The sequence below is a fragment of the Cupriavidus alkaliphilus genome, from assembly GCF_900094595.1.
In the GTDB taxonomy this organism is placed as follows: Bacteria; Pseudomonadota; Gammaproteobacteria; order Burkholderiales; family Burkholderiaceae; genus Cupriavidus; species Cupriavidus alkaliphilus.
Genome location: NZ_FMAD01000013.1, coordinates 96,991 through 111,033 on the forward strand (window position 1 = coordinate 96,991; position 14,043 = coordinate 111,033).

Genomic DNA, 14,043 nt, shown 5'->3' on the forward strand with positions numbered 1-14,043 from the left:
TCGCGCCGCGCGGCCGGCCCCGGCAGCGCCGTGCCGCAAGCGGGCCGGCGCACCGGATGCTGGCCTGCCGGCCTCAGGCAGTCGGCAGCTTGTAGTCCTTGAACTGCTCGCGCAGCCGCAGCTTCTGCATCTTGCCGGTGGCCGTCAGCGGAATCTCGGTGACAAAGGCTACGTCGTCCGGAATCCACCACTTGGCGACCTTGCCTTCGAAGAACTGTAGCAGCTGCTCGCGGCTGACCTCGGCGCCGGGCTTCTTCACCACCACCAGCAGCGGGCGCTCGTCCCACTTGGGATGGTAGGCGGAGATGCAGGCCGCCATGTGCACCGCCGGATGCGCGGCGGCGACGTTCTCGATATCGATCGACGAAATCCATTCGCCGCCGGACTTGATCACGTCCTTGCTGCGGTCGGTGATCTGCATGAAGCCGTCGGCATCGATGGTGGCGACGTCGCCGGTCGGGAACCAGCCGTCGACCAGCGGGCTGGCGTCGTTGCGGAAATAGCGCTCGATGATCCACGGCCCGCGCACCAGCAGGTCGCCGAAGGCCTTGCCGTCCCACGGCAGCTCCTTGCCCTCGCCATCGACGATCTTCATGTCGACGCCGTAGATCACGCGGCCCTGCTTTTCCTGGATCTTGTGGCGCTCGGCATCGGGCAGGTCATGGTGCTTGGCCAGCAGCTTGCTCGCGGTGCCCAGCGGCGACATCTCGGTCATGCCCCAGGCGTGGATCACCTCCACGTCCAGCGCCTCGAGCGCGCGGATCATCGCCGGCGGCGCGGCCGAGCCGCCGATCACGGTGCGGCGGAAAGTGGAAAACTTGAGCTGGCTGGCCTGCATGTGCTGCAGCAGGCCAAGCCACACCGTCGGCACGCCGGCGGAGAAGGTCACCTTTTCCTGCTCGAACAGCTCATAGAGCGAGGCGCCGTCGAGCTTGGGTCCCGGCAGCACCAGCTTGGCGCCGACCAGCGGCACCGAATACGGCAGACCCCAGGCATTGACGTGGAACATCGGCACCACCGGCAGGATCACGTCGCTGGCCGAGCAGCCCAGCGCATCCGGCATGGCCGACGCGTAGGAGTGCAGCACCGTGGAGCGGTGCGAATACAGCGCGCCCTTCGGATTGCCGGTGGTGCCCGAGGTGTAGCACAGGCTCGACGCGAGGTTCTCGTCGAACTGCGGCCATTCGTAGTCGCCGTCCTGGGCGTCGAGCAATTCCTCGTAGCACAGCAGCGGCACCTTGGCTTCGGCGGGCATGTGCGCGCGGTCGGTCATCGCCACCCAGCCCCTGACGTTGGGGCAATGCGGGGCCACGCCCTCGACCAGCGGCAGGAAGGTCAGGTCGAAGAAGATATAGCCGTCTTCCGCGTGGTTGACGATATAGGCAATCTGCTCGGGGAACAGGCGGGGGTTGACGGTATGGCAGACGGCGCCCATGCCGGACACGCCGTAGTAGATCTCCAGGTGGCGGTAGCCGTTCCAGGCCAGCGTGCCGACCCGCTCGCCCTGCTTCACGCCGAGCGCGCCGAGCGCCTGCGCCAGCTTGCGGGCACGCAGCTCGCAATCGCGGTACGTATAGCGATGCAGGTCGCCCTCCGTGCGCCGCGAGACGATCTCGGTGCTGCCGTAATAACGCGCGGCGTGTTTGATGATGGAGGAAATGAGCAGCGGTGCGCTCATCATTTGACCCATCAATGCCATGAACCTGCCTCCTGAATTCTGGTCTGTCCCACCGAAAAACGAACAACCGTACTATTTTTGGACGGTCGTTCGCATGTTTGGCATCGGCAAGGAGCCGATCCGGTCGTGCACTGCCGTACTGGCGTCGTGTTGCTGTCGTCGGGGCCCGCAATTCTGCGGAGGTCCATGCACCGGATTCATGGGCTAAGTGAAGGCGGGAAATAACCTTGCGGTGCATGGCGGCATGTCCAGGCCGGGCGCGCTCTGGTGCCGCGGTCTGGTACCGTTGAGGACGTACAATACTGCGTGACATGTTGCACCTCAACATGTCGTTTTCCCTAGCCACCATCGCATTTTCGTGCCTTCCGCATGCCGCGCCGCACCGCCTCAGAAGCGTGCCGCCGCACCGCGCCGAGGGCACCGAAAGCGCACTGCCAACCGTCGCCCCAGCGCCCCTACGCGATGCCAGACACGCCCCCGCGGCAAGCTCCGCAATCCGCAGCCGATACCGCCACGCCAGTGACCCTGCCGCTGCCATTCCCGACCGCGTCCGGCTTTGCCGAGCTGGGTCCGCAGTTCTTCACGCGCCTGCATCCCACGCCGCTGCCATCGCCGTACCTGGTGAGCGTGGCGCCGGCCGCCGCGGCGCTGCTGGGCTGGGACGCCAGCGTCGGCAGCCAGCCGGACTTCATCGACACCTTTATCGGCAACCAGGTGCCCGACTGGGCCGATCCGCTGGCGACGGTCTATTCCGGGCACCAGTTCGGCGTCTGGGCCGGCCAGCTCGGCGACGGCCGCGCCATCCGCCTGGCGCAGGCGCAAACCGACACCGGCCCCTGGGAGATCCAGCTCAAGGGCGCGGGCCTGACCCCTTATTCGCGCATGGCCGACGGGCGCGCGGTGCTGCGCTCGTCGATCCGCGAGTACCTGTGCTCGGAGGCGATGGCGGCGCTGGGCGTACCGACCACGCGCGCGCTGTCGATCATGGGATCCGACGCTCCGGTGCGGCGCGAGACCATCGAGACCGCCGCGGTCGTGACCCGGCTGTCGCCCACCTTCATACGCTTCGGGCATTTCGAGCATTTCGCCGCGCACGACGACGTGGCCGCGCTGCGCAAGCTGGCGGATTTCGTCATCGACAATTTCATGCCCGCCTGCCGCGACGACAGCCAGCCGTACCAGGCGCTGCTGCGCGAGGTCTCGCTGCGCACCGCCGACCTGATCGCGCACTGGCAGGCGGTGGGCTTCTGCCACGGCGTGATGAACACCGACAACATGTCGATCCTGGGCCTGACCATCGATTACGGCCCGTTCGGCTTCCTCGATGCGTTCGACGCCAACCATATCTGCAACCACTCCGACACGCAGGGGCGCTACGCCTACAGCCAGCAGCCGCAGGTGGCGTTCTGGAACCTGCACTGCCTGGCGCAGGCGCTGCTGCCGCTGTGGCTGCCGCCCGAACAGACCGACCAGGAAGGCGCGCGCGACGCCGCGGTCGAAGCCGCGCGCGCCGCGCTGGACCCGTTCCGCGAGCGCTACGCCGCGGCGTTCTTCCGCCACTACCGCGCCAAGCTGGGCCTGCGTCCGCCCGCCGGCGGCGACGACAAGGCCGACGAGCCGCTGCTGACCAGCCTGTTCCAGCTGCTGCACGGCCAGCGCGTGGACTACACGCTGTTCTGGCGCAAGCTGTGCGGCATTTCGTCCACCGATGCCTCGCGCGACGCGCCGGTACGCGACCTGTTCCTCGACCGCGCCGCCTTCGACGCCTGGGTGGCCGACTACCGCGTGCGCCTGCGCGCCGAACAATCGCACGATGCCGTGCGCGAACTGGAAATGCTGGCGGTCAACCCCAAGTACGTGCTGCGCAACCACCTGGCCGAGACCGCCATCCGCCGCGCGCGCGAGGACAAGGACTTCAGCGAGGTGGACCGGCTGCTGGCGGTGCTGTCGCGCCCGTTCGACGAACAGCCCGAGGCCGAGCACTACGCGGCGCTGCCGCCGGACTGGGCCGCGGGGCTGGAGGTCAGCTGCTCGTCTTGACCGCCGCGGCCGGCCGCGGCGCGCGCCTGCAAGCTGGCGCGCGCCGGTGTAAGGTTCGCGCAGCGCCGGCGACCAACGCGGATGAACGCCTGACCGGCAACCGACTCCAAGCAACTCCGCGAGGACAACCATGACTACCACCAAGACCGACGCCGAGTGGCGTGCACAACTCTCCGACATTGAATACCGCGTGACCCGCGAGGCCGCCACCGAGCGCCCGTTCACCGGGCGCTACTGGGACCACTGGGACCAGGGCATCTACCACTGCGTGGGCTGCGGCACGCCGCTGTTCGAATCCGCCACCAAGTTCGATGCCGGCTGCGGCTGGCCCAGCTACTTCCGCCCGATCAACGGCGAGGTCATTGCCGAGCATGTCGACCATAGCCACGGCATGACGCGCATCGAAGTCCGCTGCAAGGAATGCGGCAGCCACCTCGGCCACGTGTTCGAGGATGGCCCGGCGCCGACCGGCCTGCGCTATTGCATCAACTCGGCTGCGCTAAAATTCGACGATCGCGACCCGGCACAGCGTGCGGCGGATGATGCCCACGCTGCCGAAGCGCCCAAACGCGACCCCCAGCCCTGATGCCTGAATGGTCCGGCCACGATGCCGGACACAACCTGGACCCGCATGAAATTCCTGTTCGACCTGTTCCCGGTCATCCTGTTTTTTGCCGCATTCAAGCTGGCCGACATCTACACCGCCACCGCCGTGGCCATCGGCGCCACGGTGGTGCAGATCGGCTGGGTCTGGTTCCGCCACCGCAAGGTCGAGCCGATGCAGTGGGTCAGCCTGCTGATCATCGCCGTCTTCGGCGGCGCCACGCTGGTGCTGCACAACGAGACCTTCATCAAGTGGAAGCCGACCGTGCTGTACTGGCTGTTCGCGGCCGCGCTGCTGGGTTCAGTGCTGGTGTGGCGCAAGAACCTGATCCGCGCCATGATGGAAAAGCAGGTGTCCCTGCCCGATCCGGTGTGGGCGCGACTGAATGTCGCCTGGGCCGGTTTCTTCGCCGCCATGGGCGTGCTCAACCTGTACGTGGCCTACCAGTTCTCGACCGAGGCCTGGGTCAACTTCAAGCTGTTCGGCAGCATGGGGCTGATGCTGGTCTTCATCGTCGCGCAAAGCGTCTGGCTGTCGCGCCACATGCCCGAAAACACCCAGGACTGACGGCGCCGCCGCGCCCCACCCTTACGAACCGAAGGAAACTACTGATGGCAGCCGATCCCGCCACGATCGAGGCGATGCTGCGCGCAGCGCTCGCCCCCAGCCACCTGGCCGTGCGCGACGACAGCGCGCTGCACGCCGGACACGCCGGCGCCGCGTCCGGCGGCGGACATTACGATGTGACAATCGTCAGCGAGCGCTTTGCGGGTCACAACCGGGTTGCCCGACACCGCATGGTGTATGATGCGCTGCGCGGTCTGTTCCCCACGCAGATCCACGCCCTCGCCGTGACTGCGTTCACCGACCAAGAGTACCAATCCCGCGCACAATCCCTCGCACTCTCACGCGATTCTTCCAGCAACTCTCAGACCTGATTCCATGAAGACCACCGTCCTCTCGTTCAGCCTGGCGGCTGTGCTTGCTGCCGGCAGCCTGCCGGCCATCGCCCAGAATGCCGCCGTCGTGAATGGCAAGGCCATTCCGTCGGCAAAGCTGGACAAGTTGATCGCCGGCACCGGCCAGCCCGACAGCCCGGAGCTGCGCACGCGCGCCCGCAACATGCTGATCGACCGCGAACTGCTCGTGCAGGAAGCCAACAAGCGCGGCCTGACCCAGCGCGACGACGTGCAGGAGCAACTGGAACAGGCCCGCCTGAACGTGCTGGCCGGCGCGGTGTTCGAAGACTACGTCAAGACCCACGGCGCCAGCGACGCCGAGCTGCGCAAGCAATACGACAAGATCAAGTCGCAGTTCGGCAACGGCAAGGAATACCATGCCCGCCATATCCTGGTGGAAAAGGAAGCCGACGCCAAGGCCATCATCGCCAAGATCAAGGGCGGCGCCAAGTTCGAGGACCAGGCCAAGGCCGCGTCGAAGGACCCGGGCTCGGCCGCCAACGGCGGCGACCTGGACTGGGCCAACAGCAGCAGCTATGTGCCCGAGTTCTCGGCGGCGATGACCGGCCTGAAGAAGGGCCAGATGACCGACACCCCGGTCAAGACCCAGTTCGGCTGGCACATCATCGAGCTGGTCGACGTGCGCGACGCCAAGATCCCGTCGTTCGAAGAAGTGAAGCCGCAGCTGACGCAGATGCTGATGGGCGACCAGAACTGGCAACGCGAGCAGTTCCAGTCCATGATGAAGGCCCTGAAGGACAAGGCCAAGATCCAGTAAGCCGCGGGCCGGTCGCCCCGCCGGCCCTGCAGCCCTCAAGGATGCAGCGCGTGCAGACGACCGGCCGCTACTGGCAGCTCTGGCATCTCTCGTCCCGGGGCCTGTGCTATTGCGCACTGGCCTGGACCACACTGGACGGCGCCGCCCCCGGCTGGCGCCGGCTCCATCCCCACCTGCCCCTGCGGGACAGGTATTCCCCGGAAAAGACGCTGCATGCGGTCGTGGCCTATCAACTGGCCAGCGGCGCGCTGGTGCCTGCGCGCGGATATGAGGGCGCGCGGATGCTGACGTATGCGTGCGTGGGGTGGAGTTCGAGGCCGCGAGGTGTGGCCGTCGCCTGACGCCTGGCTTTGTGGCTCAGGTGGATCCCTCGGCTGCGCCAGATTCCTCTGGCTTTGCAATTTCCGCTTGCGTACTCCCTCTCCCGCTTGCGGGAGAGGGTTGGGGTGAGGGCGGGCGCATCGACGAAGTCATGACCGCCAGATACCGGTGCCCGCCCCCCCGACTGCTCTCCTCCCCGCAAACGGGGGAGGTTCAGCCGTCAGCAGTGGGTTGCCTCGGCGCAGCGCCTTACCCCACCCACTTCCTCGCATTGCGGAACATCCGCATCCACGGGCTGCCGCCGTCGGCGACCTGCTTCCATGCATCCGGCGCCCAGCTCATGGTCGCGGCGCGGAATACGCGCTCGGGGTGCGGCATCAGCACGGTGAAGCGGCCGTCGACGGTGGTCACCGAGGTGATGCCGTCCGGCGAGCCGTTCGGGTTGAGCGGATAGGTCTGCGTGACCACGCCGTAGTTGTCGACAAAGCGCAGCGCCACATGGGCCTGGTCGATATTGCCTTGCTGCGAGAAGTCGGCAAACCCTTCGCCGTGCGCGACCACGATCGGGATGCGGCTGCCTTCCATGCCGGCGAAGAAGATCGACGGCGACGACTGCACCTCGACCGTGACATAGCGCGCCTCGTACTGCTCGGACTGGTTGCGCGTGAACTTGGGCCAGGCGCCGGCGCCCGGGATGATCGGGGCCAGGTTGCTCATCATCTGGCAGCCGTTGCAAACGCCCAGCGCGAAGGTGTCCTGGCGGTTGAAGAAGGCCGCGAACTGCTCGGCCATCTGCGCGTTGAACAGGATGGTCTTGGCCCAGCCCTCGCCCGCGCCCAGCACGTCGCCGTAGCTGAAGCCGCCGCAGGCAACGAAGCCCTGGAAGTCCGCCAGGTTGGCACGGCCGGCGATCAGGTCGCTCATGTGCACGTCGTGCGTGTCGAAGCCGGCGCGGTCCATGCTGTACGCCATCTCGATCTGCGAGTTGACGCCCTGCTCGCGCAGGATCGCCACGCGCGGACGGGCGCCGGTGGCAACGAACGGCGCGGCCACGTCTTCGGCCGGATCGAACGTCAGCACCGGGCTGATGCCGGGGTCGGCGGCGTCGAGCAGGCGGTCGTATTCGCTGTCGGCGCAGGCCGGGTTGTCGCGCAGGCGCGCGATGCGCCAGCTGACCTCGCTCCAGTTGCGCTGCAGGTCGGTGCGCGAGGCGCCGAACACCTTCTTCGCGTCACGGTAGATCTCGACCTGGTCGGTGGTGTTGGGCTTGCCGACCACGTGGCTGCATGCCGACAGGCCGGCCTCGCGCAGCACCGCGAACACGGCGTCGCGGTCTTCCATGCGCACCTGCACCACCGCGCCCAGTTCTTCGGAGAACAGCGCGCGCAGGGTCTGGTCGTTGCGGCGCTCGGCGACCTGCTGGGCCCAGTTCTTGGCGTCGCCGTAGTCCTGCTCCTGCTGCGGATCGAGCGCCAGCATGTCGACGTTGAGCGAGATGCCGCAATGGCCGGCAAAGGCCATTTCCGCCAGCGCCGCCATGAAGCCGCCGTCGGAGCGGTCGTGGTAGGCCAGCAGCTTGCCGTCGCGGTTCAGGCGCTGGATCACGTTGAAGAAGTTCTTCAGGTCCTCGGCATTGTCGACGTCGGGGGCGCTATCGCCCACCTGCTGCGTCACCTGCGCCAGGATGCTGCCGGCCATGCGGTTCTTGCCTCGGCCCAGGTCGATGGCGATCAGCACGCTGTCGCCGGCGTCGGTGCGCAGCTGCGGCGTCAGCGTGCGGTTGACGTCGTCCACCGCGGCAAAGGCAGAGATGATCAGCGATACCGGCGCGACCACTTCCTTGTCGACGCCCTGGTCCTGCCACTTGGTGCGCATCGACAGCGAATCCTTGCCGACCGGGATGCTGATGCCCAGCGCCGGGCACAGTTCCATGCCCACGGCGTGCACGGTGTCGTACAGCTTCGCGTCCTCGCCCTCGACGCCGCAGGCGGCCATCCAGTTGGCCGAGAGCTTGACCTTGCCCAGGTCCTTGACCGGTGCCGCGGCCAGGTTGGTCAGCGCCTCGCCGATCGCCATGCGGCCCGACGCCGGCGCGTCGATCACCGCCAGCGGGGTGCGCTCGCCCATGGTCATCGCCTCGCCGGCGTTGCCCTTGTAGTCCAGCGTGGTCACGGCCACGTCGGCCACCGGCACCTGCCACGGACCGACCATCTGGTCGCGCGCGTTCATGCCGCCCACGGTGCGGTCGCCGATGCTGATCAGGAACGACTTGCTGGCCACGGTCGGGTGGCGCAGCACGTCGCGCACGGCCTGCTCCAGGCTGATGCCGGTCACGTCCACGGCCGGCAGCGGCTGCTCGACGCGCTTGACGTCGCGATGCATGCGCGGCGGCTTGCCCAGCAGCACGTCCATCGGCATGTTGACGGCGTAGTGTTCCTTGAGCGCGGCGTCGACGCTGGCGTCGACCAGCTGCAGCTGCTTCTCTTCAGTGGCAATACCGACCACGGCGAACGGCGAACGCTCGCGCTCGCACATGGCCTGGAACTGCGGGAAGCTGTCCGGCGCGATCGCCAGCACATAGCGCTCCTGCGACTCGTTGCACCAGATTTCCGCCGGCGACAGGCCGGACTCTTCCAGGTGCACCTGGCGCAGGTCGAAGCGCGCGCCGCGGTCGGCGCCGTCCACCAGTTCCGGGAAGGCGTTGGAGATGCCGCCCGCGCCGACGTCGTGGATCGACAGGATCGGGTTGGCGTCGCCAAGCTGCCAGCAGGCGTTGATCACTTCCTGCGCGCGGCGCTCCATTTCCGGGTTGCCGCGCTGGACCGAGTCGAAGTCCAGGTCGGCGGTGTTGGTGCCGGTCGCCATCGAGCTGGCGGCGCCGCCGCCCATGCCGATGCGCATGCCCGGGCCGCCCAGCTGGATCAGCAGCGTGCCGGCCGGCAGCGGGTTCTTGTGCGTGTGCGAGGCGTCGATATTGCCGATGCCGCCGGCAATCATGATCGGCTTGTGGTAGCCGCGCACGGTGCCGCCGACGTTCTGCTCGTAGACGCGGAAGTAGCCGCCCAGGTTGGCGCGGCCGAATTCGTTGTTGAACGCGGCGCCGCCGAGCGGGCCGTCGATCATGATCTGCAGCGGCGAGGCGATGCGGTCGGGCTTGCCGGTTACGCCGGCCTTGTCGTCGGGGTTGCGATGCGCCACCGGCTGGGCCGCGTCGCGGTCGTTTTCCCAGGATTCGACGGCATCGGGCAGCATCAGGTTGGACACCGTGAAGCCGGTCAGGCCGGCCTTGGGCTTGGCGCCGCGGCCGGTCGCGCCCTCGTCGCGGATTTCACCGCCGGCGCCGGTGGAGGCGCCCGGGAACGGCGAGATCGCGGTCGGGTGGTTGTGCGTCTCCACCTTCATCAGCGTGTGGGTCAGCGCCTCGTGGCGGCCGTACTTGTGGTCTTCGCCGCGCGGGAACCAGCGCTCGGCCACGTCGCCTTCCATCACCGCCGAGTTGTCCGAATAGGCCACGATCGAGCCCTGCGGATTGAGCTGGTGCGTATTGCGGATCATCGCGAACAGCGACTTGTCCTGCTGCACGCCGTCGATGGTCCAGGTGGCGTTGAAGATCTTGTGGCGGCAGTGTTCGCTGTTGGCCTGCGCGAACATCATCAGCTCGACGTCGGTCGGGTTGCGCTCCAGCTTCGCGTAGGCATCGACCAGATAGTCGATCTCGTCCTCGGACAACGCCAGGCCCATCTCGACGTTGGCCGCGGCCAGCGCGCTGCGCCCGGCGGAGATGTCGATAAAGCGCAGCGGCTTGGCCGGCAGTTCCTGGAACAGGCCGGCGGCATCGTCACGCGACGCGACCACGGTCTCGGTCATGCGGTCGAACAGGTGCGCGGCGACCGCGGCGCGGGTGTCCGCATCCAGCGACTTGCGCCCGCACAGCAGGCCCTTCTTGCAGATCACGGTGATCTCGATGCCGCGCTCGATGCGGTGGATATGGGTCAGGCCGCAGTTGTGGGCGATGTCGGTGGCCTTGCTGGCCCACGGCGAGATCGTGCCGAAGCGCGGGATCACCACGAAGCGGTCGCCCTCGGGCTGCTCGGCGAATGGTGCGCCATAGGTCAGCAGCGCCGCCACGCGCGACTGGTCGTCGGCCGACAGCGGCGTTTGCGCGTCGACGAAATGCAGGAACTGGCCGTGCACCGACTCGATATCGGCGTCGATTTGCCGGAGAGCGGTGAGCAGGCGTTGCTGACGGAAGGCGGAAAGCGCCAAAGCGCCGGGGAAGCACGAGAAATGCGCCATGATCGTAGCGGTCGGGAGGCGTGGAGGTAAAGCCTGGTACGGGCCTGGTAGGGGGCTGCTGCTTGCTCGGCACCGCTGCATGGGGCGCCGGCTGGCGGGAAACCGGTATTGTACCTTGCCGGCACCCGCTTTTTGCACTGCGACATCAGCACGGCGCCGTGTCACGTTCCGGCGTGATAATGCTTATGCGTCACTTTATGGCAGGAAACGGCTCAGAGTGACGTTGCCGACCGCGCCGCCTGTTCGTACAGGCCGGTCAACACCCGCATTAGCCGGGCCAGTTCGCCGATCTCGGCATTCTCTTCGCTGCCGGCGGTGAAATTGCTGGTCAGGCATTGCTCGCGGATCTCGCGGTAGCGCGAACACGCCTCGGCGCCCGCATCGGTGGTCGAGTACGTGGCCTCCTTGCCCACCCGCTCCCCGCTCACCAGCCCGAGCCCCTGCAGCTTCTTCAGCGCATAGGTGACCAGGTGGGTGTCTTCCACGTTGAGCACGAAGCAGATATCGGCCAGCCGCTTGGGCCGGCCGCGGTGGTTGACGTGGTGCAGCACCAGCACGTCGAGGAAGGTCAGGTCGCGCACGCCGGCCGCGCCCATGCAGCGCACCACCCAGCGGCTGTAGGCGTTGTAGGCGGTGTTCAGGCCGAACTCGAATTCCGACAGCTCGGGACTGCGCACCGACACCAGGTGCGACGACGACACGATATTCGCGCCGGCGGCGCGCGACAGTGCGGTGGCTGGCCTGCCGGCAGGGGTATCGGCGACCGCGGCGGCTGCGGTGGCGGGCGCGCTTTCGGCTGGCTTGCGTGACATGGGGGACGATTCCTTTCGATGGAGGGCGGCGTTGACGGCGGTTCGGGGTACCAGATTTCGCGGGATCGAGCCGCCGGACGCCGCCTTTGGCCTGATAGTTTATCGGTGAATTACCACGAATAAAACGACATTTCGGGCGGCGCCGCCCGCCGGGGAAGCCAAACAGGCGTCACCGCGTTTCGGACTCTTCCCAGACCAGCCGGAGACGCTATACTGTATATTCATACAGTATCAATCCGAGCCCCCCATGTCGCCCGAACCTGCAAACTGCCCCCTTTGCGGCGCTGCTGCCGAGCGCACGCGCGCCGCGCCCCGCGGCTATCTCTACCTGTGTCCCGGCTGCGGCGCGTATCACATCAGCCGCAGCGCCCTGGCCTGCCGCCAGGACATTCCGGCTTCCGCCAGGAGCGATGTCCGGCTGCTGCGCGCCTATGGCCACCAGCCCCAGATCGAGGTCTGCCGGGACGGCGTGCGCATCGTGCCCGGGCGGAGCTAGGCATGGGCAACAGCAAACGGGCGGCAAGCTGCCACTTGCCGGCGGCAACGCCCGAGTATCCGGTGCCGGGGGCGAACGGCATACTGGCGCAGGTGCAGGGACACCATGTCGCCGCCGCGCTGCAGACCCTGCCGCGCGCGACGGCGGACGCGCCCAATCACCATGAGGTGCTGGTCGAGGCCGGCCATCTCGGCACGGTCAGGCTCTTTATCGTGAAGAAGCTCGCGCGCCATAACCGGCACAGCCACTATTACTGGTCGGCCTATCGCGCGGAGCCGGCCTGACGCCGGGCCGGCGTGCCGCCTGGTGTTCCGCACGACCCCGAAGCATCAAGACGTGATGCATTTCTGCCACGCTACCTCTTGAGTAGGGCTATGCTATGGCGACCATGTCGCGGCAATATCGAACTGCCGAATGCGTTCACCCATTCGGCTTCGACCGCCCGCTACACGTAGCGGGCGCTTTTTTTCTGGCCCTGACCCGGGAGGCAATATGCAAGCGCGAATCATTCGCGTTACACCGGTCGACTCTGGCTGGACGCTGGACTCCGACAGCTTTCCCCAGCCGCAACGGTTCCGGACGCTCGAGGACGCGATCTCGGCGGGATGGGCGCAGGCCAGGCAGCAAAACGGCGAACTGCATATCCATCGCCACGACGGTGGCCTGCGCCTGCGCGTGGCCGCTGGCAGCACCGGGGAATCACAGGGCTGATATCGGGGATCTCGCCGGCCCATGGCCCTGCGGTCATCGGCCGCGCCGACAATCAGCGTAAGATGGCTCCCACCCAGGTATATAGACGGGTTCGCCCAATCCTGCCGGAGCAGACATGCGACTTGCTGACTTCATCTTGCGCGACATGAGCCGCATCCTGACGGAATGGGAGGCGTTTGCCGCCACCCAGCTGCCGGCCGCCGGACACATGGATTCACTCGCGCTGCGCAATCACGCGGTATATATCCTGCAGGCCGTAGCCAAGGACCTGTCGACCCCGCAAACCCGCCACGCCCAGCGTGAGAAGTCGATGGGGCGGGCTCCGCGCCTGGCCGATGCACCGGAAACCGCGGCCCAGACCCACGCGCTGCTGCGGGCGCGGCACGGCTTCAACATCAACCAGATGGTGGCCGAGTACCGGGCCCTGCGTGCCAGCGTGCTGAGCCTGTGGATCGATGCCTGCCTGCCGGACGCGCCGGATCTCGATGACATGATCCGTTTCAACGAGGCCATCGACCAGGCCGTCGCGGAATCGGTGGGCTATTTCGATGCGCAGGTCGAGCAGGCGCGCAACCTGCTGCTCGGCATGCTGGGACACGACATGCGCAGCCCGTTGCAGACCATCCAGTCCACCGCGCACTTCCTGGCGGCGCTGAATGCCGGGGAGAAGGTCTCGGAAGCCGCGGCCCGGCTTATCCGCAGCGGCGCCCGCATGAACGCGCTGCTGGACGACCTGTGCGATTTCAACCGGACCAAGCTTGGCCTGGGCATCAATATCGCGCCGGCCGGCATCGACCTGGCGCAGGTGTTTGGCGATGCCGTGGACCAGCTGCGCGCCGCCCACCCGGACCACCGCATCGAATTCGCCGTCCATGGCAACGTGCAGGGCGTCTGGGACGGCCTGCGGCTGCAGCAGCTGCTTTCCAACCTGGTCAACAATGCGGTCACGTACGGCGCAGCGGACGCGCCGGTCCGCGTGGTCGCGACCGGCGATGATGCGGAGGTCCGTGTCGCGGTCTGGAACAGCGGGCCGCCGATCGATCCGCAGGCCTTGAGCCAGATCTTCGACCCGCTCAGGCGAGGCGAGGATCCGCACGACAAGAACGCTCCCGGGCTGGGGCTCGGGCTGTATATCGCCAGCGAAATCGCCAAGGCCCACCACGGGTCGATCGAAGCCCGCTCGGATGCGGCCGGAACCGTGTTCGAGCTCTGCCTGCCGCGGCATGCCTAGCCGACGGCGCTGCCCCGGCACCATCACATAGAGGCCATCCCTATCTGTCGCCCTGCAGGGCTTCTTGCTACCCTTGAGGTTCCCACGCTGCGCCCCGGCGACTGCGCGGGACGGTTC

13 protein-coding genes are annotated in these 14,043 nt (G+C 67.3%); 10 read left to right on the forward strand and 3 right to left on the reverse strand.

What is annotated here, in order from left to right; all coding sequences use genetic code 11:
* Nucleotides 1-73 precede the first annotated feature (73 nt).
* Nucleotides 74-1,699: a 3-(methylthio)propionyl-CoA ligase gene (locus tag GA0116996_RS23610; protein ID WP_092316443.1), complete on the reverse strand. Its 1,626-nt coding sequence runs from the start codon at nt 1,697-1,699 to the stop codon at nt 74-76.
* A gap of 441 nt (nt 1,700-2,140) precedes the next feature.
* Here GA0116996_RS23610 and GA0116996_RS23615 point away from each other — a divergent pair, with 441 nt between their 5' ends.
* The 6 genes from GA0116996_RS23615 (at nt 2,141) to GA0116996_RS23640 (ending at nt 6,400) form a co-directional block, all read left to right on the forward strand.
* Nucleotides 2,141-3,718, forward strand: a complete 1,578-nt coding sequence (locus GA0116996_RS23615; RefSeq protein WP_092316445.1) for a protein adenylyltransferase SelO — start codon at nt 2,141-2,143, stop codon at nt 3,716-3,718.
* Between the two features lie 130 nt (nt 3,719-3,848).
* The gene (msrB, locus tag GA0116996_RS23620) at nt 3,849-4,304 is read left to right on the forward strand and encodes a peptide-methionine (R)-S-oxide reductase MsrB (protein WP_092316447.1); all 456 of its coding nucleotides are present in this window, start codon (nt 3,849-3,851) and stop codon (nt 4,302-4,304) included.
* A gap of 45 nt (nt 4,305-4,349) precedes the next feature.
* Complete coding sequence (locus tag GA0116996_RS23625) at nt 4,350-4,889, forward strand: septation protein A (protein ID WP_092316449.1); 540 nt, start codon at nt 4,350-4,352, stop codon at nt 4,887-4,889.
* Nucleotides 4,890-4,933: 44 nt separating this feature from the next.
* Nucleotides 4,934-5,260 carry a BolA family protein gene (locus tag GA0116996_RS23630; RefSeq protein ID WP_092316451.1) on the forward strand — a complete coding sequence of 109 codons (327 nt, stop codon included), beginning with the start codon at nt 4,934-4,936 and terminating at the stop codon, nt 5,258-5,260.
* Between the two features lie 4 nt (nt 5,261-5,264).
* Nucleotides 5,265-6,059 (forward strand): peptidylprolyl isomerase, encoded by a 795-nt coding sequence (locus GA0116996_RS23635; RefSeq protein ID WP_092316453.1) that lies wholly within the window; start codon nt 5,265-5,267, stop codon nt 6,057-6,059.
* Nucleotides 6,060-6,100: 41 nt separating this feature from the next.
* Nucleotides 6,101-6,400, forward strand: coding sequence for a hypothetical protein (locus GA0116996_RS23640; RefSeq protein ID WP_092316455.1), 300 nt, complete (start codon nt 6,101-6,103; stop codon nt 6,398-6,400).
* A 229-nt stretch (nt 6,401-6,629) separates the two neighbouring features.
* Here GA0116996_RS23640 and purL read toward each other — a convergent pair whose 3' ends face one another.
* Together purL and GA0116996_RS23650 are read right to left on the reverse strand one after the other, a co-directional pair.
* A complete protein-coding gene (gene purL, locus GA0116996_RS23645; protein ID WP_092316457.1) occupies nt 6,630-10,676 on the reverse strand; it encodes a phosphoribosylformylglycinamidine synthase in 4,047 nt (1,348 codons plus the stop codon).
* Between the two features lie 212 nt (nt 10,677-10,888).
* Entirely contained in the window at nt 10,889-11,488 is a 600-nt protein-coding gene (locus tag GA0116996_RS23650) for a winged helix DNA-binding protein (RefSeq protein ID WP_092316459.1), read from the reverse strand.
* A gap of 247 nt (nt 11,489-11,735) precedes the next feature.
* Between GA0116996_RS23650 and GA0116996_RS23655 the strand changes: the two genes are divergently transcribed.
* From GA0116996_RS23655 to GA0116996_RS23670, 4 genes are all read left to right on the forward strand, one after another.
* The gene (locus GA0116996_RS23655) at nt 11,736-11,984 is read left to right on the forward strand and encodes a hypothetical protein (protein ID WP_092316461.1); all 249 of its coding nucleotides are present in this window, start codon (nt 11,736-11,738) and stop codon (nt 11,982-11,984) included.
* A 2-nt stretch (nt 11,985-11,986) separates the two neighbouring features.
* Nucleotides 11,987-12,268: a hypothetical protein gene (locus tag GA0116996_RS23660; RefSeq protein ID WP_092316463.1), complete on the forward strand. Its 282-nt coding sequence runs from the start codon at nt 11,987-11,989 to the stop codon at nt 12,266-12,268.
* 208 nt (nt 12,269-12,476) lie between these two features.
* On the forward strand, nt 12,477-12,695 hold the full coding sequence (locus GA0116996_RS23665) for a DUF2188 domain-containing protein (protein WP_092316465.1): 219 nt from the start codon (nt 12,477-12,479) through the stop codon (nt 12,693-12,695).
* Nucleotides 12,696-12,810: 115 nt separating this feature from the next.
* A complete protein-coding gene (locus GA0116996_RS23670; RefSeq protein ID WP_092316467.1) occupies nt 12,811-13,926 on the forward strand; it encodes a sensor histidine kinase in 1,116 nt (371 codons plus the stop codon).
* Nucleotides 13,927-14,043 lie beyond the last annotated feature (117 nt).